Raw genomic sequence first — 26,128 nt, forward strand, 5'->3', positions numbered from 1 at the left:
CCGCGATCGGGCCGGATCGCGATCCCGGGTCCGCCCCGGACTCCCGGTCCCGCCCGCGATCCCCGTCCGCCCGTGATCCCGGATCGGAACGCGACCAGGATCGGAACGCGGCCAGGATCGGAACGCGGCCAGGATCGGAACACGGCCAAGGCCGGAACGAGTCCCGGGTCAGAACGTGATCAGCGGGTCCCCGAGGAAGTCGGCGATGAAGTTCACGAAGAAGAACCCGAAGAACAGGAAGTTCAGGACGAGCACGACGTAGTGCCACGGACGCGGCCGGGCCGGGCGCGGGAGCCTGCTGTTCAGGTACATCAGCAGGAACGGGTAGATCAGCGCGCCCAGGTTCGACATGTTCGCCGACCACTGCACCAGCGACACCGGCACGGCCAGGTGCAGCACCACCGCGATCACCACGAGCAGCACGAGCATGAAGGGGTAGTAGAACCGGCGCGGGTCCCCCTCGATCCGGGCGCGCAGCCGGGGGCTGGTCGCGTGCGCGGCGTCGGTCGTGACCCGGACCATCGCCTCGAAGATCCCGAGCTGCGTGGAGAAGAGGATCAGCACTCCGATGAGCAGCATCAGGTAGAACATCGCGGCGCCGTACTCCTGGTTCAGCACGGTCGCCACGAAGGTCGGCACGTCGTCCGCCGTCGGGCGGCGGCCCGAGGTCTCCACCGCGTGGGCCATGAGGATGGTCGGCAGCAGCATCCCCAGGATCGCGCCGACGAAGAACACGCCCCACATGTCCACCAGCAGCAGCCGGTACCACCGCTTCCACCGGGCCCGGTTCACCTCGTCGTCGGGGAAGGTCACGCCGCTGGCCAGGAGTTCGCGCCGCTCGCCCCGCAGCCCGGCGATGAACCCGGCGCGGTGGCCCATGCCGTACCCCTTGTCCCGGTAGTGGCCCATGACGTACCAGTTGAGGCCCGACGCGAGCGCGGTGAACCCGGCCAGCCCGCCGATCTCGGTCGCCGTGATGCCCGCGGGCGGCGCGGCCGGGGTGACGAACCCGCGGATCGCCTCCCACCACAGCGAGAACGGCACCACGAACAGGTCGATCACCAGGAGGACGAGCAGGATCGTCCCGACCATCACCCAGTTGGCCAGTTCCAGCACCCGGCTGACGCGCTTGGCGGCGGCGGTGAGCAGGAAGACGACGACCAGCAGGCCGATGGCGTACAGCCGCGGCTCCTCGGCCCCCTTCGGCGGCGCGACCCCGTGGACCAGCGCGTACACGCCCTGTCCCGCCGAGGCCGCCCACCCGCCCGCGATGAACGCGAAGATCACCACGAAGACGGAGACCGGCACCCAGAACCGGAACCCCGGCGGCACCCGCCCCCACCCGACGACCGGCGTCTCCCCGGTCGCGACGACGTACCGCGAGCACTCGACGTTGTAGAAGGTCTGCAGGATCGCCGAGACCAGGATCACCCAGCCGATCCCGATGAACCCGAACTTGCCGACCGCCTGTGGCCCGAGCAGCCACTCGCCGCTGCCGACGGAGATCCCGAGGGCGATCAGGCTGGGCCCCACGGCGTACTGGAACAGCTCCTTCGCCCCGATGCGCCGGACCTTGAAGACCTCCTCCGGCTCCGGCAGATCGGCGACGGCGAGATCGGGCCGGCTGACCCCGAGCGGATGCGACTGCGTCATGGGGGCACCTCCGGTGTGAGGTGGGTCACCCTCGACAATGATCCTCGATCACGCGCGGGGCAAGGGGCGCGTGTGACCGGTCAGGAAACGTGGTGCCGGCGTTCAGCCCTTCAACGGGCGCGCGAGGTCTCGTCCCGCGTACCGTCCGGGAGCCCGTCCGCGTCATGCCGTACGCCGTCGGCCCGCTCCCCGGCCGGTACGGCGCCCGCGTGGTCCGCGTCATGCCGTACGGCGTCCGCGTGGTCCTCGGCGGCCGGGGCGGCCGGGGCGGCCGGGGCGGCGGCGGACGCGGCGCGGGCGGCGCGGCGGCGGCGCCACAGGACGAGGCCCGTGATCAGGGCGGCGAGGAGGAGGACGGTCGCGGCGGCGGCCGCGGGGGACTCGGCCAGGAGCTTGAGCCAGCCCCAGACGACGGCGTATCCGCCGACGACCCACGGCGGAGTCCAGATGAGCGAGCCGAGGGCGCTCCCCAGGAGGTACCAGGGGTAGGACATGCGGATCACGCCCGCGCAGACCGGGATGGCGTGCCGGAACCCGGCCACCCAGTGCGCCCCGAAGACCGCGACGGCGCCGCGCTTGCGCACGATGTCCTCGACCTTGCGGATCCGCTCCTCGCCGATCCTGCGCCCGAGCCGCGAGGCGTACAGCTTCAGCCCGAGTCCGCGCCCGGCCCAGTAGTAGGCCTGCCCCCGCCCGAAGATGATCAGCACGGCGACGATGAGCCCGAGCCAGAGCGGCATGCCCCAGAAGGTGTCGTTCGCCTCGGGCGCGGCGAGCGCCGGGAGTATGTCGTTGTTCATCCCGCGCCCCCTCGGTTTGTCCGCTTACTCCAGATATTAGGTCAGCCTTACCTTATCCCGGAACACCCCTCGGGCATCGGCGCACGTGCGGATTCCCACCGGCCCCGCCGGTCCTGCCGGTGCCGCCGATGCCGCCGGTGCCGCCGATCCTGTCGGAGCCGGGCGCTACGCTCGCCGGCGTCCCGGCTTCCACGCCCGCCGGGGAACCGCATGACCACGCTCGCCCTGGAGGCCGTATGACCGCGCCCGACCCCATCATGGAACGGATCGGCGCGGCGACGGCGCTCGGCCATCGGGGCGACCGCGACGGTGCCCGCCGTCTCCTCGGCGAGCTCTGGGACGAGCTCACCGATCCCCTGCACCGCTGCGCGCTCGCGCACGCGATGGCCGACCTCCAGGACGACCCGCGCGAGGAGCTGACCTGGGACCTGCGCGCGCTGGAGGCGGCGGACTCGATCACCGACGAGCGGGCCAGGCGCGCCGGGGCGACCGGCCAGGTCGCCGCCTTCTACCCGTCGCTGCACCTCAACCTGGGCGACGTCCTCCACCGGCTCGGCGACCTCGGCCGCGCCCGCGACCACCTGCGCCGGGGCCTGGCCGCCGCGGACGCGCTCCCCGACGACGGCTACGGCCGCATGATCAGGCAGGGCCTGGCGAACCTCGCCGACCGGCTGGGCACGGCCTGACCGTCCGGCCGGGCACGGCCTGACCGTCCGGCCGGACGCGACGGGACTCCCCCGGCCGGGCACGGCGTGACCCCTCCGGCCGGGCGCTGCCCAGCCTCCCGGCCGGGCGTGGCTCAGCCTCCCGGCGACGGCACGGCGGCGCGCAGCTCCTCGGGCGTCGCCGGGAACGGCCCGTCCGGCAGCAGGCCGTGGGCGCGCAGGAGCCGTCCCGCCGTGCACGCCCAGGAGGGGCGGAGGCGGGCGCGGGTGAGCAGGTCGTCGTCGGCCAGCAGCTCGCGGGCGGGGCCGGTGCGCAGCAGCGGCCCGTCGAAGATCGCGGCGTCGTCGGCCCAGCGGTACGCCAGGTCCACGTCGTGCGTGGCCATCACGACCGTCGTGCCCGCCCCGCGCAGGCCGCCGAGGGTGACCAGCAGCGACTCCACGCCCGCCGGGTCCAGGCCCGCCGTGGGCTCGTCGAGGACCAGCACGCGCGGGCGCATCGCCACCGCGCCGGCGATCGCGACGCGCTTGCGCTGGCCGTACGACAGCTGGTGGGTGGGCCGGTCGCGCAGGCCGGCGATGTCGAGCGCCGCCAGGGCGCCGGCGACCCGGGCGCGCACCTCGGCCTCCGGCAGCCCCAGGTTGAGCGGCCCGAACGACACGTCCTGGGCGACGGAGGCGGAGAAGAGCTGGTCGTCGGGGTCCTGCAGGACGAGCTGCACCGCCGTGCGCAGCGCGGTCAGCCCGCGCCTGCCGTACGCCACGGGACGGCCGTCCAGCCGCACCTCGCCGCCGGCCGGACGCAGGCCCCCGGTGAGGACGCGCAGCAGCGTCGTCTTGCCGCAGCCGTTGCGCCCCAGCAGCGCGGTCGCGCGCCCCTCGGCGATCTCCAGGCTCACGTCGTCGAGCACGGCGGGGCCGCCGTCGTACGCGTGCCGCACGCGCACGGCGGCCAGGCTCACGCCCCCACCGCCAGGGTGACCGCGACCACCGCCGCGACCAGGGCCGCCGACAGCGAGACGAACCGCCCGTCGATCCGCGCGCCGTCCGCCAGCACCGGCAGCGACCCGGCGTACCCGCGCCCGGTGAGCCCGTGCTGCAGCCGCTGCGCCCGCGCGAACGCCTGGGTGAACAGCGCCCCCGCGATCCCCGCCAGCGAGCGCAGCGCCGCCCGCCGCGAGGCGTACCCGAGCCGTCCCGCCTGCGCCCGCCGGATCTGGCCGGCCGTGTCGAGCAGGGTGAACACCATCCGGTACGTCAGCGACGCCACCTCCACCACGGGCGCGGGCACGCCGAGCCGGGTCAGCCGGGGCAGCGCCTCGGCCAGCGGCGTCGTGAACGCGAACAGCAGCAGCGCGAGCCCGGCCGCCACGGTGCGCGCGAGCACCAGGGCCGCGTCGCGCGGGCCGCCCGGGGTGGCCGTGACGAACCCGCCGGGCCCGCCGACCGACACCAGCAGCGGGAGCACCCCGGTGATCGCGAAGCCCAGCGGGGCGCGCCCGCTGCGCCACACCTGCCGCGCCGGGACGCGGGCCGGGCCCAGCAGCAGGCCCAGCGCGACCGCGCCCACGATCACCGCGCCGGGCCACGGCGGAAGCGCCACCGCCGCCCCGAGCAGGCCGAACGCCAGGACCGCCTTATCGCCGGGATGCCGGTGCCGCCACGGCGACCGGTAGGCCGCGGCGTCGATCGCGAGCACGCGTCAGCCTTCCCGCGTCCCGCCGTCCGGGCCGCCTCCCCGGGCGCCCTCACCGGGGTACGGCGCCGCGCCCGCCCCGCGCGAGCCGTACGGCCCGGCGGGCTCGGCGGCCGCCGCGGAGCCGCTGGACCCGGCCGTGCCGCTGGACCCGGCCATGCCGCTGGACCCGGCCGTGCCGCTGGACCCGGCGGCGCCGGAGGGCACGGTCGCGCCCGTGGAGGCGGTGGCGTCGGCGGAGGCGGACGTGCCGGCGGAGGCGGACGTGCCGGCGGAGGTGAGGCGGCGGCGGGTGCGGACCACCCCGAAGTAGTAGCCGACGATCCCGGCGCCGACCGCGGCCTGGAGGGCGAACAGACCCGACTCGATCTCGCCGGACGGCGGCTCGTAGAGGGGCGAGAACCAGGGCTCGTAGCCGGGGCGGTTCTCCGCGATCGCGGTCTCGGCCTGGGCGTCGGCTCCGGCGAAGGGCTCCTCCATGCCGTCGCCCGCCCCGATGGCCAGGGGGAGCACGGCGACCACGGCCACGGCCAGCAGGATCAGCAGGTTCGTGCGGGTGCTCGCCTTCACGCCTTGGCCTCCTTCACGGCCGGCACGTCCACGCCCAGGTTCACGAGTTCGGCGCGGCTGGACTGGGCGAGCAGCCGTACGACCAGCAGGGTCAGCAGGCCCTCCGCGATCGCCAGCCAGACCTGGGTGACCGCGAAGACGGCGCCGTACTCGGCGAGCGCGCCCGCGAAGCCGGTCCTCGGGTCGGGGTGCGCGAGCGCGAGCTGCACGCTGGTCACGCAGTAGGTGGACAGGTCGGCGGCGAACGCGCCGAGGAACGCGCCCGTGCCCAGGCTCCCGCCGAGGCGGCGGGCGAGCAGGTAGACGGCGTATCCGGCCCACGGCCCGGCGACCGCCATGGAGAACGCGTTCGCGCCGAGCGTGGTCAGCCCGCCGTGCGCGAGCAGCAGCGCCTGGAAGACGAGCGTGATCGTGCCCAGCACCGCCATGACCGGCGGCCGGAACAGGATCGCCCCCAGCCCGGTCCCGGTCGGATGTGAGCTGCTCCCGGTCACCGACGGGATCTTCAGCGCGGAGAGCACGAACGAGAACGCGCCCGCGGCCCCGAGCAGCAGCAGTCCCTCGGGTTTCTCACGCACCTGCCGGGTGAGCGCCCTCGCGCCGTGGACGACGAACGGGGCGGCGGCGACGGTCCACGCCGCCGCGTGGATGGGAGGGAGGAATCCCTCGGCGATATGCATGCCGGGTCAGGCCCTTTCCAGCACCTCGTGGATGGACGAACGTGCCGTGGCCGGTCTCCTGGCTGACGGGTCGAACGCCCGGCCCCGCCTTCCCGGTTGCCCAGTGGCGTCGATGGGGCCGAACTTCCCGATCACAGTGGCGAGGGCCGCTCCGGTCTCACACCGGCTTCCCGACACCACGGCCCTGTGAGACTAGTACGGCGCGCGAGGGCCGACAAGGTTGAATATCTGAACAGACCCGCAGACGAAGGGACGGAACGCGGTGCACCGAATCCCCGCCGACCGGCTGGACTCCCGCATCATCGCGCCCGAGGAGGTCTGCGAGGCCATCGGCGCCCTGGCGGAGGACTCCCAGGTCAGAAGGGCCGCCGAGATCTTCGGCCTGCTGGCCGACCCCAACCGCCTCAGACTCCTCCTCTGCCTGCGGGCCGTCCCCGGCATGTGCGTCTCCGACCTGGCCGCCGCCACCGGCATGGCCGACAGCGCCGTGAGCCACGCCCTCCGCCTCCTGCGAGCCCAATCCGTGGTGAGAGCCGACAGAGAAGGCCGCCTGGTCAAATACGCCATCTCCGACAAAACCATCGAAGACCTCCTATCCAGAACCGTAGACCACCCCCTCTGATCCTCACCGCCGACAGGGTCACCCACCGCTACCAACGCATATGGATGGCTCTCCGCAGATACGCACCCCATCGCCCTGCCGAGCGTGGGAGAGCGGTCGCGGGGTCGGCCGTAGCGGTGGCCTCAGGCCGTCGCGTCGCCGTGCTTCACCTTGTCGAGGAACGCCCGCCACTCGCCCGGAGTGAAGCTGAGGACCCCGCCCTGAGGGTCCTTGGAATCCCGTGTGAGGTGCAGCCGCCCGAGCCCCCGGTGATCCGCGGCCGTGGCGACCTCGACGCAGTTGGCGCCTTCGCCGCTGTAGCTGCTCTTGCTCCAGATGAGACCAGAACCGTCCACTTGTTCGCCCACTTTCTCCCAGGAGGCCCGTTCGTGAACGCCATGACGGCCGCTACCCGCACATCCGTGCGAAAGCCCCGCCGTTCTGCCGCGGTCAGTAAAGCGGTCGCGGCTTTTGCCGCTGGCTGGGCGGCCTCAGGCCGTCGCGTCGCCGTGCTTCACCTTGTCGAGGAACGCCCGCCACTCGCCCGGAGTGAAGCTGAGGACCCCGCCTCGGGGATCCTTGGAGTCCCGTACGAGGTGCGATGGCGCGAGCCCGCGGCGGTCCGCGACCGCGACCTCGACGCAGTTGGCGCCACTGCCGCTGTGGCTGCTCCTTCGCCAGTTCACGTGAATCGGGTCCACGTAGTCCACTCCCTAACCGGAACCACTCTTGCCTGAGGCTTCCCTCAGGAGCCGCCGTATCAAGGTGGTGACTCCTCGGGCGACATCGCCTTGGAGCGCAGGTGATCGAATGCGAGCGCGTGCATGTAGACGTCGGGGTCACTTTCCACGAACAGGCTACTCGTCATGGCCTCCACGTAGACGACGTCGGGATCGCGAAGTTCACCGAACTCCAGAATCGTGAACATTCCGGCCGTTCCCGGATGAGCTCCGACGGAAGCTGGCAGAACCTGGACCCCGACGTTGTCTCGCTCCGTCATCTTCAGAAGCTTGGCGTACTGCGCCTCCATGATCTGAGGAGAACCGACCGGGCGCCGCAGGGCGTGCTCGTCTATCACGCTCCATAGCCGGAGAGGATCGTCATCCCTGGTCACCACGCTCTGTCGGGTGATCCGCACCTTGACCCGCCGCTCAACCTCGGCGGGTGAGCTGAGGCCCATCACCGCAGACCGGATGATCTCACGTGCGTAGTCCTCGGTCTGCATGAGCCCGTTGATGGTGACCGCGTCGAAGCTCCGGATGAACGTGGCCTCGGCCTCCAGCCCGATGTAGGTCGCGTACTCGGGCAGCAGGTCGCCGTACGCCGTCCACCAGCCCTTGCGGCGTCCGGTGCGCGCGAGTTCAAGCAGCTCCGACCGGTCGCCTGCGTCCACCTGGTAGACGTCGAGAAGCGCCGCGGTGTCCTTGGGGCTGGTCGGGGGCGGGGCTGATCGGGAGGTGGTGGGGGACATCGTGCTCATGGCGGGGGAGCTGATCGCGAACGCGATTCGGTATACGGAGTCGGGGGCGGCGGGCGGGACCGTGTCCGTACGGGTGGACGCGGAGGGGGAGCGGGTCCGGGTCGAGGTGCTCGATCTCGGGGGCGCGGTGACGGCGCCGCGGGTGGGGGGAGGGGTGCGTGGGGGAGGAGGGCGGGCGGGGGCTGCTGCTGGTGGAGGCGCTTTCCGGGCGCTGGGGGGCCGAGGAGTTCGGGGCGGGCTGGAAGACGTGGTTCGAGGTGGGCCGCTGAACGGAGACCTTGGCGCTTGCCCGCTATGGCCGCCCGGCTGACGTGGGGTGTTCTTTGGGGGTGGGGGGTGTCCGGTTAGGGGCGGTCTGGGCGGGTAGCCGGTTCGGGACAGGGAGAAGGGAGGCGAGTCATGACGCGTCAATCCGAGGAGATGACGACCGGGCAACTGATCAGCCAGTTGTCGGAGCAGGTCTCCCGACTCGTCAAGGACGAGATGCGCCTCGCCCGGCTGGAGATGCAGGAGAAGGGCAAGCGGGCGGGCCTGGGGGCCGGGATGGCCGGCGGCGCGGGGGTGCTCGCGTTGTACGGCGGGCTCGCGCTGGTGGCCGCGGTGATCCTCCTGCTGGCGCTGGTCCTGCCGGCGTGGGTGTCCGCGCTGATCGTGGGCGTGGTGCTGCTGCTGGTCGCCGGCGGGCTGGCGATGGCCGCGAAGAAGCAGGTGCAGCGGGCGGTGCCGCCGACCCCCGACGAGACCATGCGCAACGTCAAGACCGATATCGACGTGGTGAAGCAGAGGGCGCGCAGATGAACCGAGACCCAGACCAGAGGCAGACGGCCGAGCCCGAGGACACGGGCGCGGACTCCACGCCCGGCCCCGTCAGCGCGTCGGGCATCACCCACCCCGGCCTGATCGGCGAACGGCGTCAGCCCGTCGGCGAGCAGCCCAGGGACGAGCAGAGCCCCGAGGGCACCAAGGGCGCCGGCCAGCCCGGGCGCGTGCGGCCCCCGGCCGGCATGGGCTCGGTGGTCCCCCCGCCCGACGCCGGGCAGCCGCTGGAGCCGGAGCACGTCGGCCCGCGGGTCCCCCGGACGCCCGAGGGGGCGCCGCTGGCCGAGAAGGCGCACCGGGAGCTCTTCGGGGCCCCGGCGTATTCGCACCTCGACAAGGACGACCCCGGCCCCGCCCGTACCAGCGGCGGTCACGAGACGACCGGACCCGGCGCGCCGCCCCTCCAGGGCCCGGGCGAGGCGGTGGGCGGGGCACGCGGTCACGCCCCCGACCCGGTCGGGGCGCCCACCCCGGTCCAGGCCCGCCGGGACGCCGAGGCGCGGCTGGCCGGGCAGGCGCGCGAGGAGGGCCACGCCCCCGGCCGTACGGCCACGCGCGCCAAGGTGGACCGGGGGAGGAAGGAACCCGAGAGCCCGGACGAGATCCGGCGTGACATCGCCGAGACCCGCGACGAGCTGGGCGACACGGTCGAGGCGCTGGCCGGCCGCGCGGACGTGAAGGGCCGCGCGTCCCGCAAGGCGCACGAGGCCGGGGAGCAGGCCAAGGCCGCCACCCACCTCGTCCGCGAGCAGGCCGGCGAGACCGCCCAGCGCGCCGTCCGCAACCGCCCCGCCTGGGTGGGCGCGGTCGCGGCCGTCCTCGGCGCGGTCGTCGTCACCCGGTTCGTCCGCAGACGAAGGAGCAGGAGAAACGGGTGAAGAAGAAGAGCACATTGATGATGCGCCCCGTGAGCATGGTGTCCGGCATGCTCTCCGGCATGCTCGCGGGCCTCATCTTCCGTCAGGTGTGGAAGCTCGCCGCAGGCCAGGAGGACGCCCCCAGCCCCGCGCAGCAGGAGTACGGCTGGCGCCAGATCCTGCTCGCCGCGGCGATCGAGGGAGCGATCTTCGGCGTCGTCAGGGCGGCGGTCGACCGGAGCAGCATGAAGGGCTATGAGCGACTTACCGGACACTGGCCAGGCGATTGACCGACCCCTCGAACTCCCCGCGAGATCATGGCTGGGCGTGCTCCGGCGCACGGTGCGCGAGTTCCGTGAGGACAGCCTCCCGGACTGGTCGGCGGCGCTGACCTACTACGCGGTCCTGTCGGTGTTCCCGGCGCTGCTGGTCCTGGTGTCGCTGCTCGGCCTGTTCGGCGGCGACCTCATCACCCCCATGCTCGACAACCTGCGCGGCATCGCCCCCGGGCCGGTGCACGAGATGCTGCGCACCGGCCTGACCAGCGTGCAGCGGTCCAGCGCGCAGAGCGCCGGGCTCGTGGCCGTGGTCAGCCTGCTCGTCGCGCTGTGGTCGGCGTCGGGGTACGTGGCGGCGTTCATCCGCGCGTCGAACGCGATCTACGACATCGAGGAGGGGCGTCCCTTCTGGAAGCTGACCCCGCTGCGGGTCGGGCTGACGCTCCTGCTCGTGGTGCTGATGGCGGTCAGCGCGGCGGCCGTCGCGCTCACCGGGCGGCTGGCCGGGCTCGCCGGGGAGGTGGCCGGCATCGGCACGGGCGTGGTCGCGGTGTGGAACGTGGTCAAGTGGCCCGTCCTCGCCCTGCTGGCGGCGGGCATGATCATGATCCTGTACTGGGCCGCGCCGAACGTGCGCCAGCCCGGCTGGCGCTGGCTCACGCCCGGCGGGCTGCTCGCCGTGGTGCTGTGGGTGGTCGTCTCCGCCGGGTTCGCGATCTACGTGGCCAACTTCGGCTCCTACAACAAGACGTACGGCGCGCTCGCCACGGTGGTCGTGTTCCTCGTCTGGCTGTGGCTGTCGAACATGGTCATCCTGCTCGGCGCCGAACTCGACGCCGAACTGGAGCGCGGGCGCCGCATCGAGGAGGGCCTGCCGCCCGCCGCGGAGCCGTACGCCGAGCCCCGGGACACCCGGAAGATGGAGTCCACGGACGGCCTCGACGAGAGCTGAACGGCCCCCGGGCGGAACCGCGCGCGGGGTTCCGCCCGGGGAGCCGCGGGACGCCGGCGCGGGCGCGCTAGGGGTGGAGGGCGGCGGGGTCCCAGTCGAGGGTGGCCGGGATGGCGCCCTCGTAGGTGAGGAGCCACCGCTTGACCTCGACGCCCTCGCCGCCGCTGAAACCGCCCAGGCCGTTCCCCGCGACGACGCGGTGGCACGGGACGACCAGCGGGATCGGGTTCGCGCCCATGATCGACCCGATGGCGCGGGCGGGCACGCCGGACCCCTCCCGGGCCGCGAGCTCGCCGTACGTCACGGTGCGGCCGAACCCGACGGTCTCGAAGAGCGTGGTCAGCACCGACCGCTGCACGCGCGAGGCCCCGCGCCAGTCGAGCGGGAGCGTGAACCGCGTGGGCTCGGTGAAGTAGGCCGCGACCTGCGCCTCCGCCTCGGCCGTACGGACCGGGTCGCGCACCTCGGGCAGCCGCAGGCGGGCCAGGACGCGGGCGCGGTCCTCCGGGGTCGCGTCGAAGGAGGTGGCGGCCAGACCGTGCTCGGTGAGCGCGACCAGGATCGTCCCCACGGGCGAGTCGATCGTCCCGAATGCCACGGTGTCCACCGGAAAAGCCTACCGAACCGAGACCCCGCCGACGGGCGTCTGCAAGTCGCGCGTAAGAGGGCGGCAAGCGGGACCGCGTACACCGGAGGGGACACGGAACGGAGGGGATCGCGATGGGGACCGCCAGAGGACCGCTCGCGACGGCGGCCGCGCAGGCCGGCAAGCTGACGATCGCCAGCCTGGCGTTCGCCGGGGCGTACCTCGGCTTCCAGGACGTCCGCGGCGCCGAGACCACCCAGCACCTCACGCTGTCGTCCCCCGCGCCCGAGAGCGCTCCCGCCTTCAGGGCCCCCGCCTCCGGCACCGCCGCCTCCGGCACCACCGCCTCCGGGGCCGCGACGTCCGGGAGCGTGACGGCGCGGAGCGAGCGGTCCGTCCCCGCCGTCCCCGCCGCCCGCGGCTTCGCCGAGCAGGCCGCGGAGAGCGCGCCCGGCCCGTGCCCGCTGGTCAAGGGCCGCTGCGTGACCTGGGCGACCGCGCCCCGCACCGAGGCCGAGCCGGCCTGCGCGAGTTCCCGCCGGGTCCGCAGCCTCATCACCGCGCCCGCGCCGGTCACCGACGTCCGGTACGGCTGGCGCCTGCTCCGCCGCAACTCCGTCACCGGCGAGTGGGAGACCTACACGGCCTCCGGCGGGCGCGGCTTCCGCCTCCCCGAGGGCGTCCGCGCGATGCCCGTCCGCTGGGACGCCCCCACGGGCGCCAACCCCGGCTGGTACCGCGTGGACATCGAGATAGCCGCCCCCGCAGAGGCCGTCGCCCGCACCGGCCACAAGTTCCTGGTGACCTGCTAGCTCCCGGAGCGGACCGGCTAGACCGCCTGGAGGCGGGAGCGGGCGGAGTCGATCCAGCGGGGCACGCCCACCCGCTCGGCCACCGCCAGCGCCTTCCGGTAGTGCTCCCGCGCCTGCTCGGCGAGCCCGAGCTGGACGGCCAGGTCGCCCAGCGTCTCGGCCACCGGCCAGAGCGCCACCACCCCCGTCCCCGCGCCGGCGATCCGGTCGGCGAACGGAGTGAGCGTGTCGTAGGCCTCCTGCATGCGGGCGCGGTCGCCCAGCCTCATCCCGGCCAGCGCGCGCCAGGTCATCACCAGCTCGTAGAGGAAGTCCGGGCGCACCGGCGGCCGGGAGGCGGCGATCGCCCGCGCGTCCGGCAGGTGGCCCGCCGCCGCGAGGGCGAGGGCGTAGGCGTCCGTCGTCCACTTGGCGCCGCGCTGGTGGGCCTCGGCCAGCGGCTCGGCCATCTCGTCCGCGCGTCCCGCCACGAGGTGCAGGCAGAACGTGGTGATCAGCGGGAGGTCCTGGCGGCCTTCGAGCATGCCCGCCTTGGCGGTGAGCCGCGCCGCCTCCCGGTAGGCCCGCTCGGCCTCGGCGTACCGCCCCTCGATCATGAGCTTCTGCCCGGAGTACCAGGCGCCGACCGCCGCCGGGGCGGGCAGGTCGTACTGCTTGGCCAGGCGCTCCCCGGCGGCCACGTGCTCGTCGGCGGCGGCGAAGTCGCCCCGCGCGGCCGAGCACTCCATCAGCACCAGGTGCGCCAGCGCGCTCACGGCGACCTGGCCGGAGCGTTCCCCGACCTCCAGCAGCTCGCGCCCGATCGTCTCGCGCTCCTCGACCGCCGGGATGACGTAGGACTGGCGCAGCCGCCCGCTCAGCGCCAGCGCCAGGACCTGCGGGTCCCCGGTGCGGCGGGCCAGCTCCTCGGCCTCCAGCGACGCCGCGAGGCCCCGGTCGCCCGCCGACCCCTCCAGCTCCAGGGCGAGGGTGGCCAGCAGGCTGGCGCGCAGCCGTTCCTCGCCGGTGGGCAGCTCGACGAGCGCCTTCTCGGTGGCGTCCACGATGTCCCAGGCGGTCTGCCCGAGGTCGCGGCTGATCCCCTTGTGGGGTACGGCGAGCGAGGCGATGACCCGCGCGGTCAGCTCCTTGTCGCGCAGCGGCACCGCCGCCTCCATCGCCTCGCGCCGGAAGCTGCGCGCGGCGGCCATGTCCCCGGCGAGCGCGAGCGCGCGGATCAGCGACAGCATGAGCTTGAGACGCGCGCGCACGCCCTCCTCGCCGTCGGGCCTGGCCGGATCGCGGTCGAAGGCGTCGATGGCCTGCCGCCACAGCGTCGCCGCCTCCCGGTGGGCGAACCGGCGCTCGGCCAGCTCGGCGGCCAGCCGGGAGTAGTGCAGGGCCTTGGGCGCGGTGTCGGCGGTGCCCGCGGCGTCGAAGTGGTGCGCGAGCGCGGCGACGTCCCCCGGGCTGCGCCGTTCGATCGCGGCGGCGATGTGGCCATGCAGCCGCGACCGCCGCAGCCGCGAGGCGTCGCCGTACAGCGTGTCGCGGACCAGGTCGTGGTCGAACCGCAGCCGCCCGGGCCCCGGCTCGGTGATCAGCCCGGCGAGCAGGCCCGCCTCGACCGCGTCCACCACGGCGTCCTCGTCGCCGGTGACGTCCACCAGCACGTCCACGTCCACGTCGCGGCCGATCACCGCGGCCTGGAGCAGGATGTACTGGGCGCTCTGCGGCAGCCGGGCGATGCGCCGGCGCAGGACGTCGCGCACGCCGGACGGCACCCGCGAGATGACCTGGGTGGCGGCGGCCGTGGAGTGGCCGACCGCCTCGGAGTCGAGCAGGCGCGCGGTCTCCCGGACGAAGAACGGGTTCCCGCCGGTCTTCTCCATGATCGTCGCGACGGCGGCCTCGTCCACCTCGTGCGTGCAGATCGCCCGCACCAGCTCGGCGACCGCCGCCGGGGCGAGCCCGGCCAGCCCCACGCGCACCGGGGCCTGCCGGGCGAGCGCGGCCAGGGCGTCGGCCTGCCGGTCGTTGAGCTCGTTGTCGCGGTAGGTCGCCACGAGCATGACCCGGCTGGACGCGAGCACGGTGGGCAGGCTGCGGAGCTGGGCCAGCGTCTGGTCGTCGGCCCAGTGCAGGTCCTCCAGCGCGATGAGCAGCGGGGTGTCGCGGGCGACGGCGGCCAGGTATCCGCCGACCGCCCGGTGCAGCCGGTAGCCGCCGGCCACCTGGTCCTCGTCCGCGCCCGCGGCCGTGTCGTCCAGCAGCGGGGCCAGCAGGCGGGCGTACTCCCCGGGGCCGCGCTGGGACACCAGCCCGCGCAGCAGCTCCACGAAGGCCCAGCCCGGCGGCGTCGCGCTGCTGTCCGGGCAGTTGCCGAACGCCGTGAGCCAGCCGTACCGGGACAGCCGCGCCGCGAGCTGCTGGGTGAGCGTCGTCTTCCCGGCCCCGGCGTCCCCGCTGACCAGCGCGATCGTCAGCCGCCCCGACGCCGAGGCGCGCGCCGCGTCCATCAGCCGCTCGATCTCCGGCTCGCGGCCGAGGAACGGCTCGTGCGGCGCCTCCGGCGGGTCCATCTCCGCGGAGGGCTCGGAAAGTGAAGGTACGGCCGCCGCGGCGGGCTCCAGGTGCCCCGCCGGACCCGGCGCGCCAGCCATGTTCGCGCCGGCCGTACCTCCCGGCCCGGCCGCGGCAGCCGCATCCGCGGCAGGCTTACCCGTGGTCACGGCAGGTATTCCGGATCGGCCCGAATCGGGGCGCTTGGGCAGGTCCAGGCCGGGGTCCTGGGCGAGGATGTCGCTCTCCAGGCGGCGCAGCGCCGGGCCCGGGTCGATGCCGAGCTCCTCCGACAGGATCGCGCGGGCGCGGCGCAGCGCGGCCAGCGCGTCGCCCTGCCGCCCGCAGCGGTACAGCCCGAGCGCGAGCAGCCGCCAGCCCTCCTCGCGCAGCGGCTGCTCGGTGGTGTAGCCCTCCAGGTCGGTCACGGTCTCGGCGTGCAGCCCGAGCCGCAGCCCGGCGTCGGCGCGGCGCTCGCGGGCCACCAGGCGGAGTTCGGTCAGCCGGTTGACCTCGGCCTCGGCCCAGTGCAGGTCGGCGAACCCGCCGTACGGCGTGCCGTGCCAGAGGGACAGCCCGGTGTCCAGGTCGGCGATCGCCCGCGCGGGGTCGCCCGCCTCCAGGTGCTCCCCGGCCGAGCGCACCAGCGTCTCGAACCGCCAGGCGTCCACCTGCCCGGGCCCCGCGCGCAGGGCGTATCCGGAGGTCACGGTCACGAGCAGGCGGGACTGCCCGCCCCGCGGCCGGTCGGGCTCCAGCACGCGGCGCAGGCGCGACACGTAGACCTGGAGGCCGGACAGGGCGTTCGGGGACGCGTCGTCTGCCCACAGGTCGTGGATCAGCAGGTCGACGGGGACCACGTGGCCGCGCGCGACCAGCAGCCGCCCGAGCACCGCACGTTGTCTCAGCCCGCCGAGGTCGAGCTCTTCGTCACCCGAATACGCCTCGATCGGACCCAGCACCCGGAACGTCACCATGACAGCCGCAACCGTATGCGGGCGTCGTACCCCGCACAAGGAGTTTCGGGTTCCCGCGTAGCACGGGGGTCAGGGGCGGGAGGCGGGGTGCGCATGGGGGGTCTCGTCGTCCTGGGCGGGTGGCTGGGGGTTGCGGCGGCGCAGGAACGCCCACGCCCCGAGGCAGAGGGCGCCGAAGGGGATCTCGATGGTGTAGGTGAAGAAGCCGAAGATCAGCGCGGCGAACACCGCGGAGTCCTGGGCGACCCCCATCGAGACGAGGAACCCGGCGGTCCCGGCCTCCATGATGCCGGCCCCGCTGGGGGTGACCAGGGCCGTCGTGAGCACGCGGCTGAGCGCGAACGCCGCGACCGTCTGGGCGATCCCGGGGTACGACCCGGTCGCGTGCAGGCAGACGACCAGCAGCAGGGCCTGGAACCCGAGGAACGCGGTCATGCCCAGGCTGAGCTGGAGCCAGCGGGTCCGGATGATGTCGGCGGTGTTCTGGCGCAGCCGGTCCAGGGCCTCGGAGGCGGCGTGCTCGCCGGGCCGGATCCGGCGGGGGAGCAGCCGGGCCAGGCGGTCCAGGACGCGGCCGAGGAGCCGCGCCGCGCCCGGCCAGAACAGGGCCGACGCCACCACGGCGACCAGCACCAGGATCGAGACCGCGCCGGCGACGGCGGCGGAGGTCACGGTCCCGTTGGGGGTCTGCCCGGCCGCGACCAGGCAGACGATGCCCACCGCCGGCAGGATGAACCGGAACAGGGTGTTCCACACGCCCGTGACCAGCGTGTAGGCCACGATCGACCGCATCGGGTGGCCCCAGCCGCGGGCCATGGTGAAGGTCAGGGCCACGCCGACGCCGCCGCCGAACGGGAGCACGTTGCTCACCGCGCTGCCCGCGCCGTTGAGCGTGAGCGCCTGCGCGTGGGTCAGGCCGGGCAGGCCCGCGGTCATCACGAAGGTGTACGCCAGGAGGCTGGCCAGCCAGAACACCACGAGGAGGACGATGTCCACCGGGCCGAGCCGGCCGAACTGGGCGCCGATCGCGCTCCAGGTGGTGTCCACGAAGCGGGGGAGGAACAGCAGGAGGACGACGGTCAAGGCGAGTGACGCGGCCGAGAGCACCACCCGGACCCAGGTCGACTTCACGTGATGCGCCCCCGCCCTAGTGCGTCTCCGATTCCGGATCTTTCGATCCTACGCCGGGCGGCGGGGCGAACGGGTCGTCCAGCCTCGTGCCCGGGGCCGCGTCCCTGCGGACGTACCACTCAGTGCCCATGATCAGGCGGAACAGCGGCCCGGGGATGCGCAGCAGCGCGGCGAGGGTGCGCTCTCCGTCCCCGCCCGTCGTCTGGGTGACGTGCGCGGCCATCGCGGCGCGCTTGGCCTTGGCGTACCGGCCGACCTTGATCCGGTGGGTGATCCGCGAGCGCGGCGTGTAGGCCCGCTCGAACGCGCGGATGTCGAACTCGGGCGGCAGCCGGTAGACGCGCGACAGCAGGCGCAGCCCCCGCAGCAGCAGGTCGCGGTCCACGGTCGCCTCCAGCACGGTCGGCGTGCCCGCCAGCTCCGCCGCCCGCACCCCGACCCGGTGGACCTGCACGTGGTCGGGGTGGCCGTACCCCCCCGCCGGGTCGTAGATCGTCAGCAGGTCGGCCTTCTCCTCGTCGAGGATCGCGGCGAGCCTGCGCGCGGCCTCCTCGACGTTGGCGTCCATGAACGCGTCCGCGGGGCGCTCGTGCTCCTCGCCGGGGCCCGCGAGGCCGGAGTCGGAGTAGCCGAGCGGGACGACCCGGGCGACCCCGAGGGCGTCGGCGGAGGCGTGGAGCTCGGCCATCCGCGCCTCGCCCAGCGACCGGCCCCCCGTGGAGTCCTCGGCCGCCAGCCCCCGCTCTCCGGCGGTGGCCACGACGAGCACCACGCGGTTCCCCTCGGCCGCCAGCCGGGCCATCGTCCCCGCCGTGAGCAGGGCCTCGTCGTCCGGATGGGCGTGAAAGAATACACAGGTGCGCGACACTGGCCAATGATCGCATGTTCCGACTGGATCATCACTGGGGGGACTCACACGTGCGCGAACCAGACGGCCGGGACCGGACGCGGGACCGGACGCGGGAATCCAGCAGGGACTCCACGAGGGACTCCGAGCGGGACGACAAGTGAAGATCCTCCACGTCAGCGACTGCTTCCTCCCGCGCCTCGGGGGGATCGAGGTGCAGGTCGGCGATCTGGTGCGGGTGCAGTCCGAGGCCGGCCACGAGGTCGAGGTGGCCACCGCCACCCCCGGCGCGGCCCACGACCGGGTGCCGGTGCACCGGATCACCGCCCCGCTGCCGTTCGAGCTGCCCGTCCACCCGCGCGGCGGCTTCCACCTGCTGCGGCTGTTCCGCCGGCGCCGTCCCGACGTCGTCCACTGCCACGTCGGCGCGGTGTCGCCGTTCGCCTGGCAGGGGGTGCGCAGCGCGGTCGAGGCCGGGCTGCCCACGGTCGTCACCGTGCACAGCATGTGGGACCCCGCCACCCAGCGCCTCTACCGCACGCTCGACGGCCTGCTGCGCTGGACCCGCTGGGGCGTGGTCGCCACCGCCGTGAGCGAGGCCGCCGCGCGCCCCATCCGGCGTACGGCGGGGCGCGGGGTCCCGGTGCACGTCGTGTCGAACGGGCTGGACCTGTCGCAGTGGCGGCCCGAGGGGGAGCCCCCGCCGCCGCACGAGGGCGTCCACGTGGTCGCCGTCGGCCGGCTCGCGCCGCGCAAGCAGCCGATCGGGCTGGTCCGCCTGCTCGACGTGGCCCGCCGCGGGGTCCCCGCCGCGATCCCGATGCGCGCCACGATCGTCGGCGACGGCCCCGCGCGCCCCGCCGTGGAGCGCCAGGTGCGCGCCCGCGGCCTGGACGGCTGGGTGTCGCTGCCGGGGCGGCTGAGCCGGGAGGAGATCCGGGGCCTGCTCGCCGAGGCCGACGTGTTCGTGGCCCCGGCCCCGCTGGAGTCCTTCGGGCTGGCCGCGCTGGAGGCCCGCACCGCCGGCGTCCCCGTCGTGGCGCGCGAGTCCAGCGGCGTCGCCGACTTCGTCCGGCACGGGCGCGAGGGCCTGCTGGCGTCCGACCTGCGCGGGCTCGGGGAGGCCGTGGCCCGGCTGGCCCGTGACGGGGAGCTGCGCTCCCGGATCGCCGCGCACAACCGCGCCACCGAGCCGTCGCCCGCGGGCTGGCCGGCAGTGCTCGACGGCTTCGAGCGCTGCTACGCCGAGGCGGCCGAGCGCGCCCTCGCGCGGGCCCGCTCCGGCGCGGCGCTGTGACCGCCCGCCGCGCGGCGCCCGGCGGATTCATCACCACGTGTGATTAGCGATTAACAGAGGGTAAACGACCCCCGGAATGGGGGCCCTATGTTCGAGATGGACTTGCGGAACTGGACGGTGATCGCCGCGCGCGGCGCGATCGCCATCCTCTTCGGGTTGATCGCGGTGATCTGGCCGGCGCTGGCGCTGGAGACGCTGATCGTGCTCTTCGGGCTGTTCGCGCTCATCTACGGGATCGTGACGCTGATCGTGGCGCTGCGCCCGGGGCGGTCGGGCTCCCGCGGCCTGCTGCTGCTCGAAGCGGCGACCGGCGTCGTCATCGGCCTCCTCGCGATCTTCTGGACCGGCCTGACGGCGTACGCGCTGGTCGTCCTCATCGCCACCTGGATGATCATCACGGGCGTCGTCGAGCTGTTCGGCTCGGTGCGCCTGCGCAGGCAGATCCCCGGGGAGTTCTTCCTCGCCGTCACCGGCGCGATCTCCATCCTGTTCGGCCTGTCCCTGCTGATCTGGCCGAACGCCGGGGCCGTGGTCGTGGTCACCCTGGTCGGCGTCTACGCCATCCTGTTCGGCCTGTTCACCCTGGCGCTGGCCTTCCGCGTCCGCAAGGAGATCCGGGCCCACCAGTACGGCTAGCGCCCGGCTCAGCCGCGCGCCCGCTCCAGCACGACGACCAGCGCGGTCAGGCCCAGCAGCGTGGTCACGGCCGCGGTGTGGAGCACCGCCGCGGGGTCGGCGATGGGCTCGCCAGCGCGCAACCGGCGCTGCCGCCGCAGGTGACGCCGGTGGACGGTGCGCAGCAGCAGGACCGCGGCGAGCGCGGTGACGGCCGCGCACAGCGCCATCGAGACCGGGCCGCCCGACAGCCGCAGGCCGACCAGCCCGCAGACCGCCAGCGACAGCGCCGTCCGGTTCCAGGCCAGGGCCGTGCGCTCGGGCTGCGCCCCGGTGTCCCACAGCTCCTCGGTCACGAGCCGACCACCAGGACCAGCAGGACCAGCGCCGTGACCGCGACGCCGTACCCCAGCAGCGGGGCGGCCGAGGGCGGGGGCAGCGAGCGGGCGCGGCGCAGGGCCCGCTCGGTGCGCAGCCAGCGGTGGAACGCCGAGGCCGCGAGCACGGCGCCCGCGCCGGTGAGCACGATCGCGACGATGTGCCGCAGGACGCCGCCGAAGGCGTGCTCGGCCAGCGCCTCCACCGCCACGCCACCGGCGATCAGGGCCAGCGAGGTGCGGATCCAGGCCAGGAAGGTCCGCTCGTTGGCGAGCGTGAACCGGGGGTCGGGATCGGTCCCTTCGGAGAGCAGGCCGCGAGTCCAGTGGGTCATACCTCTGATTGTGCCCGTGACCTGCTATTTCCCGGCAACGGAAGAGGGATCGTGGGGAAATGCACGCAGGTCGCCCGCGAGGGGCGCGGGCCGTACGGCGGGGCGTCGGCGAGCGCGCGGACATCGGGCGAGCGGGCCGGGGTCGTTCGGGCGAACGCGCGGACGTCGGGGGAGCGGCCCCGCGTCGTACGAGCGCACGCGCGGGCACCGGCCCGGACGGGCAGGCGTCAGGTGAGCGCGCGGGCGGCGGCGTGCGCCAGGCGGGTGGCGGCGGTCTCGGGGGGTTCCTGCGCGTCGGTGAAGTAGGTCCAGAACGCGTGCTGGAGGCAGCCGCCGAGGAGGAGCCGCGCCACGGCCTCGACGTCGGCGTCCGCCGCGACCCGCCCGAGTTCGCGCTCGGCCCGCAGGTAGGCGGCCAGGCCCTCGGCCGAGTGGTGCGGCCCGGCGTTGTGGCGGGCGAGCCCCTCCCGGTGCCCGGCGAGCAGGCGCGGGTCGGAGAACAGCGACGCGGCCATCGGCACCGTCTGCAGGTAGAACTCGATCGCCCGCAGCGCCAGCTCCGCCAGGTTCCCCTCGACGGTGCCCGCCCCCGCGCTCTCGGCCAGCCTCCTCATGACCGGGGCCAGCGCGGGCAGCCGCTCCTTGAGCACGTGGAGGAACAGGTCCTCCTTGTCCCTGAAGTGCTTGTAGAGCGTCGCCTCGGAGAAACCGGCGACCCGCGCGATCTCCTTGGTCGTCGCCCTGGCGAGCCCGAGGGTGCGCATCACGTCGGCGGCGGCGTCCAGGATGCGGTCGCGAGTGCTCATTCCGGGTCTCCTTGACAGGTGAGTGAACACTTACCATCCTAGAGGTAAGTGAGCACTCACTAACCATACGCTGACCATTTGGAGACGACGATGAAGCTCATGATTCTGGGGGCCACCGGCGGGACCGGCACCGAACTGGTGCGCCAGGCGCTGGAGGCGGGACACGAGGTCGTCGCGCCCGTGCGCAACCCGGCGGGCATGGCCGTCCCCGCCCACGAGCGGCTCTCGGTCATCCGCCTGAACGTCACGGACGCCGCCGAGCTGACGCCGCACGTGGAGGGCCGGGACGCGGTCATCTCGGCGATCGGGCACCGGGGCGGCGGCCCCACCACGGTGTGCCGGGACGTCGCGCGCGCCGCCGGCGCGGCCATGGCGAAGACCGGCGTCCGCCGCCTGCTGCTCGTGAGCAACAGCGGGATGATCATCGACGAGAACGACGCGATCTACACCCGCCTGCTCGTCAAGCCCCTGCTCAAGTGGTTCCTGCGGCACGGATACGCCGACATGGCCGAGATGGAGCGGGAGACCTTCGCCACGGACCTGGACTGGACGGTCGTGCGCCCGCCACGGCTCACCGACAAGCCGCGCACCGGCCGCTACCGCACCGCGACCGGCCACAACGTCCGCAACGGCATGAACCTCTCGCGGGCGGACCTCGCCCACTGCGTCCTGAGCCTGGCCGAGGACCCCGCCTCGATCCGGAAGGTCGTCGCCGTCGCCGACTGACCTCCTCGCCGGCCCGCCGCGCTCCGCCCCCTCGCGGACCGGCCCCCGCCTCCGCGCCTCCCCCGGCGTACGGCCTCGCGGGCGGGAGCCGTACGCGGCGGGGTCAGGCGCGGGCGCCGGTGAGGAGGACGTGCTCCACGAGGGTGATGAGGACGCGCTTGGCGGAGTCGCGGTCGCGGGCGTCGCACAGGAGGACCGGGACGGCGGGGTCCAGGTCCAGGGCGATGCGGATGTCCTCCGGGTCGTGGTTCTCCGCGCCGTCGAAGCAGTTCACCGCCACCACGAACGGCGTGTCCCGGCCCTCGAAGTAGTCGATCGCCGGGAAGCAGCCGGTGAGGCGGCGCGTGTCCGCCAGCACGACCGCGCCCAGCGCGCCCATCGACAGCTCGTCCCACATGAACCAGAACCGGTCCTGCCCGGGGGTGCCGAACAGGTAGAGCACCAGGTCGTCACGGAGGGTGATGCGCCCGAAGTCCATGGCGACCGTGGTGCTCAGCTTGGCCTCGACCCCGGTCGTGTCGTCCACGCCGACGCTGCGGTCGGTGAGGACCTCCTCCGTGCGCAACGGCCGGATCTCGCTCACCGCGCCGACGAACGTCGTCTTCCCCGCCCCGAACCCGCCCGCGACCAGGATCTTGATCGCGGTGGGACCGTCATAGCGCCTTGAGGCCATTGATCACGTCCTTGAGTAGGTTCTCGTCGGGGACGGAGGCGGCCGAGGCGGGACGGCGCACGCTGACGAGGCGCTGGTCGAGGAGGTCGCCGAGCAGCACCCGCACGACTCCGAGCGGCAGGTCCACGCTCGACGCGAGGTCGGCGACCGTGGCGGCCCGCCGGCACAGGTCGAGCAGGCGCAGGTGCTCGGGGCCGAGCCCGGAGTTCCCGGCCGGCGCGTCGCCCGTCGCGCACACGAGCGCGATCAGGTCGAACGCCTCAGCGGAGGGGCGCGTGCGCCCCCGGGTCATGGCGTAGGGCCGCACCACCGGTCCGGCCTCCTCGTCGAGCCAGCGCTCTGTGCTCATGCATCACTCCGCGTCCGCCAGTCTCGGGTTGGTGGAAAGGTGCTGGCCCACGCGCTTGACCAGCATCGCCATCTCGTACGCGATCAGGCCGACGTCGGCGTCGGCCGTACTGAGCACGGCCAGGTTGGTGCCCTGGCCCGCGGCGGTCACGAACAGGAACGCGTCCTCCATCTCGATGATGGTCTGGCGCACCGCCCCGCCGCCGAAGTGGTTCCCCGCCCCGCGCGCCAGGCTCTGGAACCCGGCGGCCAGCGCCGCCAGGTGCTCGGAGTCCTCACGCCGCAGATCCTTCGACGCGCCGATGGCGAGCCCGTCGCTGGAGAGGAGCACCACATGCCGCACGGGAGCCACCCGGCTGATCAAGTCGTCGAGCAACCAGCCCAGAGACTCCGCCATCACTCGTCACCTTTCTTGCCGTCCAACTCTTGGGCGTCGCGGCGGCCCCGCCGCACGCCGTCCTGGAACGAAGCGAAGATCGCCCGGGTCTCCTCGGGGGACCTCGCCGTCCCGGTGTCCTCGGGGTCGCCGTCCGCGCCGTTCACCGGCGCCGCCGTCCGCGGCCTGGCCTGCCGGAGCTGCGGGGCGAGGCTGGCCTGCCGCACACGCCGGGGCAGGCCCTTGTGCGTGTCGGCCGCGCGGCCGTCGGAGGCGCGGCCGTCGGTCGCGCGGGCGTCGGTCGCGCGGGCGTCCGGGGCGCCGGAGCCGCGCGCGTCCGGGGCGGGGCGGGTCCCGGCGACGCGGCGGGGGAGGGCATCGCGCACGACGCCCTCCATGGGCAGCACCGGGCCGGGCGCGGACTCCCCGTCGGTCCCCCTGACGGGGAGTACGGCGGGGCGGGGCGGCTCGGGCGCCTCGGGGGCGGCGCGCAGCGGGGTGACGAGCTCGGCCACGTCCTCGGCGGGACGCGTCCTGACGGCCTCCAGCGCGGGGCGGGACTCGGGGGCGGCGGAGGTCTGCGGGCCCACCGCGACCAGCTCGCGCTCGCGCGGCGCCTCCACCACCAGCGCCGCGGGCAGCAGCACGATCGCCGTGGTGCCGCCGTACGGCGAGGGCCGCAGGACGACCCGGATGTCGTGGCGGTGGGCGAGCCGGCCGACCACGAACAGGCCGAGCCGGTCGCTGTCGGCCAGGTCGAACTCCGGCGGCGTGGCGAGCTTCTCGTTGATGGCGTCGAATTCCTCGGCGCTCAGCCCCAGGCCGCGGTCCTCGACCTCGATGGCGTACCCGGAGCCCACGATCTCGCCGCGTACCCGGACCTCGGTGTGCGGCGGCGAGAAGATCGTGGCGTTCTCGACCAGCTCGGCGATCAGGTGGATCACGTCGGCGACCGCGGCGCCCAGCAGCGCCGGGCCCGGCGGCACGTGCACGGTGACGCGCTGGTAGTCCTCGACCTCGGCGACCGCGCCGCGCACGACGTCGAGGATGGGCACCGGGTTGCGCCAGCCCCGGCCGGGCAGCGCGCCCGACAGGATGATCAGGCCCTCGGCGTGGCGGCGCATGCGGGTGGTGAGGTGGTCGAGCCGGAAGAGGTCCTCCAGCGTCTGCGCGTCCACGTCGCGCCGCTCCATGGTGTCCAGCAGCGCGAGCTGGCGGTGCAGCAGCGACTGGTTGCGCCGGGCCAGGTTGAGGAAGACCTGCGCGACCCCGCGCCGCAGCGCGGCCTGCCCGACGGCGGCGGTGATCGCGGTCCGCTGGACCGTGGTGAAGGCGGCGCCCACGTCGGAGATCTCGGAGGTGCCGCGCAGGTGCAGCTCGGGCGCCTCGGCGTCCACGTCCACGTCGTCGCCGCGGCTGAGCCGGTCGATGACGGTCGGCAGCCGGTCCGCGGCCAGCACGAGCGCGGCGCGGCGCAGGTTGACCAGCTCACGGGCCAGGCGGCGGCCGAACCGCAGCGAGAGCAGCACGGAGACGACGACCGCGACCAGGCCGAGCCCGGCCAGCAGCCCGACACGCACGAGGATGCCGACGGCGACGCCCTCGATGCGGTCCACCAGCCGGTACGCCTGGGTGGCCTGGAGCTTGTCGGCGGTCCGCTTCAGCCGCTCGGCCATCTTCTGCCAGTCGGCCGCGTCGGCGGGCAGCGGGACGGTCGCCCGGGAGGACCCGATGATGGCGTCCTCGACGTTCTCGAACTGGCCGAACAGCGGCGACTCGGCGAAGTCCACGTAGGGGCCGCGCAGGTCCTCGTCGAGCTGGCGCAGCGCCTTGCCCTGCAGGAAGCGGCGGGCGGTGACCCATTCGGAGAAGGCCTTGCGCTCGCCGGGGGTCAGGTTGTCGCCGCCGATGATGGCCGAGATCAGCGCGCTCTCGCGCGTGATCATCTCGCGGGCCTCGCCCATCGCCGTGATGGCCGTGGCCTGCTGGTGGATCTCGACGTCGGGGACCAGGATCAGCTTGTCGTAGAGGCGGAACTGGGCGTCCACGACGGCGTTGTAGGCGCGGATCGCCTCCAGCCGGGTGACCCGGTGGGCGTCGATCCGGTTGCGCATCTCCGGCAGGCGGTCCAGCCGGTCCAGCATGTCCGCGACCGGCTGCCGCATGTCCTCGCTGGTGGCGGCCACGCCCTCGGGCGACAGCGCCAGCCTGCGGAACGTCTGGTGCATCTTGTCGGTCTTGGCGCGCTGGGCCCGCAGCTCGGCGTATCCCTCGGGGGTGTAGCGGCTCATGTGCGCCACCGACAGGCGCCGCTCGGCCTGGAGCTCGACCACGACGTCCTCGGCGGGGCTGGCCACGAGGTCCACCGCGCCCTGGATCCGCTTGAGGCGCAGCCCGTCGGGGACCGTGAAGCCCGCGGTGAACCCCCAGAGCAGGATCAGCGAGGCCACCGGCATCACGAGCAAGGTGAAGATCTTGAATCGGATCGACCGGCTACGGGAAGCCATGGCACCTCGTCCCGGGGAATGTGGCCGAAAGGCGCGGAAACCACCATCTTTGCGAAGATCGGTGGAGAGACTAGCACGCGACCCGCCGCTTATCCCCTGTCACGAGAGCCGAACATCGTCCCG

At 74.0% G+C, this 26,128-nt stretch carries 31 protein-coding genes, 1 pseudogene and 1 riboswitch; of the genes and pseudogenes, 12 read left to right on the plus strand and 20 right to left on the minus strand.

Annotation, left to right across the window (positions count from 1 at the left end):
* Window positions 1–168 precede the first annotated feature (168 nt).
* Together D5H75_RS14295 and D5H75_RS14300 are read right to left on the minus strand one after the other, a co-directional pair.
* Window positions 169–1,653, minus strand: a complete 1,485-nt coding sequence (locus D5H75_RS14295) for an Nramp family divalent metal transporter (RefSeq protein ID WP_119926913.1) — start codon at window positions 1,651–1,653, stop codon at window positions 169–171.
* Between the two features lie 110 nt (window positions 1,654–1,763).
* Window positions 1,764–2,453, minus strand: a complete 690-nt coding sequence (locus D5H75_RS14300; protein ID WP_119926914.1) for a DedA family protein — start codon at window positions 2,451–2,453, stop codon at window positions 1,764–1,766.
* Between the two features lie 236 nt (window positions 2,454–2,689).
* Between D5H75_RS14300 and D5H75_RS14305 the strand changes: the two genes are divergently transcribed.
* On the plus strand, window positions 2,690–3,139 hold the full coding sequence (locus tag D5H75_RS14305) for a tetratricopeptide repeat protein (protein WP_119926915.1): 450 nt from the start codon (window positions 2,690–2,692) through the stop codon (window positions 3,137–3,139).
* Between the two features lie 113 nt (window positions 3,140–3,252).
* Here the strand turns inward: D5H75_RS14305 and D5H75_RS14310 are convergent, their stop codons facing one another.
* The 4 genes from D5H75_RS14310 to D5H75_RS14325 are packed head-to-tail and all read right to left on the minus strand — an operon-like array spanning window position 3,253 to window position 6,064.
* Entirely contained in the window at window positions 3,253–4,080 is an 828-nt protein-coding gene (locus tag D5H75_RS14310; RefSeq protein ID WP_202638137.1) for an energy-coupling factor ABC transporter ATP-binding protein, read from the minus strand.
* Window positions 4,077–4,817 (minus strand): cobalt ECF transporter T component CbiQ, encoded by a 741-nt coding sequence (gene cbiQ, locus D5H75_RS14315; protein WP_119926916.1) that lies wholly within the window; start codon window positions 4,815–4,817, stop codon window positions 4,077–4,079. The genes D5H75_RS14310 and cbiQ overlap by 4 nt, the downstream gene beginning before the upstream one ends.
* 3 nt (window positions 4,818–4,820) lie before the next feature.
* Window positions 4,821–5,384 carry an energy-coupling factor ABC transporter substrate-binding protein gene (locus D5H75_RS43010; protein ID WP_119926917.1) on the minus strand — a complete coding sequence of 188 codons (564 nt, stop codon included), beginning with the start codon at window positions 5,382–5,384 and terminating at the stop codon, window positions 4,821–4,823.
* A complete protein-coding gene (locus tag D5H75_RS14325; protein WP_119926918.1) occupies window positions 5,381–6,064 on the minus strand; it encodes an energy-coupling factor ABC transporter permease in 684 nt (227 codons plus the stop codon). The genes D5H75_RS43010 and D5H75_RS14325 overlap by 4 nt, the downstream gene beginning before the upstream one ends.
* A 31-nt stretch (window positions 6,065–6,095) precedes the next feature.
* Window positions 6,096–6,260: riboswitch (cobalamin riboswitch) on the minus strand.
* A 66-nt stretch (window positions 6,261–6,326) separates the two neighbouring features.
* Between D5H75_RS14325 and D5H75_RS14330 the strand changes: the two genes are divergently transcribed.
* Window positions 6,327–6,686: an ArsR/SmtB family transcription factor gene (locus D5H75_RS14330; RefSeq protein WP_119926919.1), complete on the plus strand. Its 360-nt coding sequence runs from the start codon at window positions 6,327–6,329 to the stop codon at window positions 6,684–6,686.
* A 122-nt stretch (window positions 6,687–6,808) separates the two neighbouring features.
* Here the strand turns inward: D5H75_RS14330 and D5H75_RS14335 are convergent, their stop codons facing one another.
* From D5H75_RS14335 to D5H75_RS14345, 3 genes are all read right to left on the minus strand, one after another.
* A complete protein-coding gene (locus D5H75_RS14335) occupies window positions 6,809–7,021 on the minus strand; it encodes a DUF397 domain-containing protein (protein WP_202638138.1) in 213 nt (70 codons plus the stop codon).
* A 135-nt stretch (window positions 7,022–7,156) separates the two neighbouring features.
* The gene (locus D5H75_RS14340; protein WP_119927128.1) at window positions 7,157–7,366 is read right to left on the minus strand and encodes a DUF397 domain-containing protein; all 210 of its coding nucleotides are present in this window, start codon (window positions 7,364–7,366) and stop codon (window positions 7,157–7,159) included.
* 59 nt (window positions 7,367–7,425) lie between these two features.
* The gene (locus tag D5H75_RS14345) at window positions 7,426–8,145 is read right to left on the minus strand and encodes a DUF5753 domain-containing protein (RefSeq protein ID WP_147425146.1); all 720 of its coding nucleotides are present in this window, start codon (window positions 8,143–8,145) and stop codon (window positions 7,426–7,428) included.
* On the opposite strand from D5H75_RS14345, the pseudogene D5H75_RS44605 reads away from it, so the two are divergent.
* The 6 genes and pseudogenes from D5H75_RS44605 to D5H75_RS14370 form a co-directional block, all read left to right on the plus strand.
* A pseudogene (locus D5H75_RS44605) lies at window positions 8,144–8,224 on the plus strand (hypothetical protein); the annotation flags it as partial. The gene D5H75_RS14345 and the pseudogene D5H75_RS44605 sit on opposite strands and share 2 nt — an antisense overlap.
* A gap of 79 nt (window positions 8,225–8,303) precedes the next feature.
* A complete protein-coding gene (locus tag D5H75_RS44740; RefSeq protein WP_479688592.1) occupies window positions 8,304–8,414 on the plus strand; it encodes an ATP-binding protein in 111 nt (36 codons plus the stop codon).
* A gap of 130 nt (window positions 8,415–8,544) precedes the next feature.
* Entirely contained in the window at window positions 8,545–8,943 is a 399-nt protein-coding gene (locus tag D5H75_RS14355) for a phage holin family protein (protein WP_119926922.1), read from the plus strand.
* On the plus strand, window positions 8,940–9,842 hold the full coding sequence (locus tag D5H75_RS41535; RefSeq protein WP_202638140.1) for a DUF3618 domain-containing protein: 903 nt from the start codon (window positions 8,940–8,942) through the stop codon (window positions 9,840–9,842). Before D5H75_RS14355 ends, D5H75_RS41535 begins: the two co-directional genes overlap by 4 nt.
* Window positions 9,839–10,111, plus strand: coding sequence for a DUF4235 domain-containing protein (locus tag D5H75_RS14365; RefSeq protein WP_242454232.1), 273 nt, complete (start codon window positions 9,839–9,841; stop codon window positions 10,109–10,111). Before D5H75_RS41535 ends, D5H75_RS14365 begins: the two co-directional genes overlap by 4 nt.
* Before the next feature lie 37 nt (window positions 10,112–10,148).
* Complete coding sequence (locus tag D5H75_RS14370) at window positions 10,149–11,051, plus strand: YihY/virulence factor BrkB family protein (protein ID WP_242454233.1); 903 nt, start codon at window positions 10,149–10,151, stop codon at window positions 11,049–11,051.
* A gap of 67 nt (window positions 11,052–11,118) precedes the next feature.
* On the opposite strand, the gene D5H75_RS14375 is transcribed toward D5H75_RS14370, so the two are convergent.
* The gene (locus D5H75_RS14375) at window positions 11,119–11,658 is read right to left on the minus strand and encodes a methylated-DNA--[protein]-cysteine S-methyltransferase (RefSeq protein WP_202638141.1); all 540 of its coding nucleotides are present in this window, start codon (window positions 11,656–11,658) and stop codon (window positions 11,119–11,121) included.
* A 113-nt stretch (window positions 11,659–11,771) separates the two neighbouring features.
* Here D5H75_RS14375 and D5H75_RS14380 point away from each other — a divergent pair, with 113 nt between their 5' ends.
* Complete coding sequence (locus D5H75_RS14380; protein WP_119926924.1) at window positions 11,772–12,449, plus strand: hypothetical protein; 678 nt, start codon at window positions 11,772–11,774, stop codon at window positions 12,447–12,449.
* Window positions 12,450–12,466: 17 nt separating this feature from the next.
* On the opposite strand, the gene D5H75_RS14385 is transcribed toward D5H75_RS14380, so the two are convergent.
* From D5H75_RS14385 to D5H75_RS14395, 3 genes are all read right to left on the minus strand, one after another.
* Window positions 12,467–15,967, minus strand: a complete 3,501-nt coding sequence (locus D5H75_RS14385; protein WP_119926925.1) for an ATP-binding protein — start codon at window positions 15,965–15,967, stop codon at window positions 12,467–12,469.
* A gap of 69 nt (window positions 15,968–16,036) precedes the next feature.
* Window positions 16,037–17,098, minus strand: coding sequence for a lysylphosphatidylglycerol synthase transmembrane domain-containing protein (locus D5H75_RS14390; RefSeq protein WP_119926926.1), 1,062 nt, complete (start codon window positions 17,096–17,098; stop codon window positions 16,037–16,039).
* A gap of 16 nt (window positions 17,099–17,114) precedes the next feature.
* Entirely contained in the window at window positions 17,115–17,966 is an 852-nt protein-coding gene (locus D5H75_RS14395) for a PIG-L family deacetylase (RefSeq protein ID WP_119926927.1), read from the minus strand.
* A 139-nt stretch (window positions 17,967–18,105) separates the two neighbouring features.
* On the opposite strand from D5H75_RS14395, the gene D5H75_RS14400 reads away from it, so the two are divergent.
* Both D5H75_RS14400 and D5H75_RS14405 read left to right on the plus strand, forming a co-directional pair.
* On the plus strand, window positions 18,106–19,242 hold the full coding sequence (locus D5H75_RS14400; protein ID WP_119926928.1) for a glycosyltransferase family 4 protein: 1,137 nt from the start codon (window positions 18,106–18,108) through the stop codon (window positions 19,240–19,242).
* 87 nt (window positions 19,243–19,329) lie between these two features.
* Window positions 19,330–19,878 carry an HdeD family acid-resistance protein gene (locus D5H75_RS14405; RefSeq protein ID WP_119926929.1) on the plus strand — a complete coding sequence of 183 codons (549 nt, stop codon included), beginning with the start codon at window positions 19,330–19,332 and terminating at the stop codon, window positions 19,876–19,878.
* A gap of 8 nt (window positions 19,879–19,886) precedes the next feature.
* Here the strand turns inward: D5H75_RS14405 and D5H75_RS14410 are convergent, their stop codons facing one another.
* The 3 genes from D5H75_RS14410 to D5H75_RS14420 form a co-directional block, all read right to left on the minus strand.
* Window positions 19,887–20,213: a DUF202 domain-containing protein gene (locus D5H75_RS14410; RefSeq protein ID WP_242454234.1), complete on the minus strand. Its 327-nt coding sequence runs from the start codon at window positions 20,211–20,213 to the stop codon at window positions 19,887–19,889.
* Window positions 20,210–20,569, minus strand: coding sequence for a YidH family protein (locus D5H75_RS14415; protein WP_119926930.1), 360 nt, complete (start codon window positions 20,567–20,569; stop codon window positions 20,210–20,212). The genes D5H75_RS14410 and D5H75_RS14415 overlap by 4 nt, the downstream gene beginning before the upstream one ends.
* Before the next feature lie 227 nt (window positions 20,570–20,796).
* Window positions 20,797–21,375, minus strand: a complete 579-nt coding sequence (locus D5H75_RS14420) for a TetR/AcrR family transcriptional regulator (protein WP_119926931.1) — start codon at window positions 21,373–21,375, stop codon at window positions 20,797–20,799.
* 90 nt (window positions 21,376–21,465) lie between these two features.
* Between D5H75_RS14420 and D5H75_RS14425 the strand changes: the two genes are divergently transcribed.
* Window positions 21,466–22,101 carry an NAD(P)-dependent oxidoreductase gene (locus D5H75_RS14425; RefSeq protein ID WP_119926932.1) on the plus strand — a complete coding sequence of 212 codons (636 nt, stop codon included), beginning with the start codon at window positions 21,466–21,468 and terminating at the stop codon, window positions 22,099–22,101.
* Between the two features lie 103 nt (window positions 22,102–22,204).
* Here D5H75_RS14425 and D5H75_RS14430 read toward each other — a convergent pair whose 3' ends face one another.
* From D5H75_RS14430 to D5H75_RS14445, 4 genes are read right to left on the minus strand one after another with little or no spacing between them, the layout of a single operon-like run.
* A complete protein-coding gene (locus D5H75_RS14430; protein WP_119926933.1) occupies window positions 22,205–22,774 on the minus strand; it encodes a GTP-binding protein in 570 nt (189 codons plus the stop codon).
* Complete coding sequence (locus D5H75_RS14435) at window positions 22,755–23,123, minus strand: DUF742 domain-containing protein (RefSeq protein WP_119926934.1); 369 nt, start codon at window positions 23,121–23,123, stop codon at window positions 22,755–22,757. Before D5H75_RS14435 ends, D5H75_RS14430 begins: the two co-directional genes overlap by 20 nt.
* 3 nt (window positions 23,124–23,126) lie before the next feature.
* Complete coding sequence (locus tag D5H75_RS14440) at window positions 23,127–23,519, minus strand: roadblock/LC7 domain-containing protein (RefSeq protein ID WP_119926935.1); 393 nt, start codon at window positions 23,517–23,519, stop codon at window positions 23,127–23,129.
* On the minus strand, window positions 23,519–26,005 hold the full coding sequence (locus tag D5H75_RS14445; RefSeq protein ID WP_119926936.1) for a sensor histidine kinase: 2,487 nt from the start codon (window positions 26,003–26,005) through the stop codon (window positions 23,519–23,521). The genes D5H75_RS14440 and D5H75_RS14445 overlap by 1 nt, the downstream gene beginning before the upstream one ends.
* Window positions 26,006–26,128 lie beyond the last annotated feature (123 nt).

The organism is Bailinhaonella thermotolerans (assembly GCF_003594875.1).
Classification (GTDB): domain Bacteria; phylum Actinomycetota; class Actinomycetes; order Streptosporangiales; family Streptosporangiaceae; genus Bailinhaonella; species Bailinhaonella thermotolerans.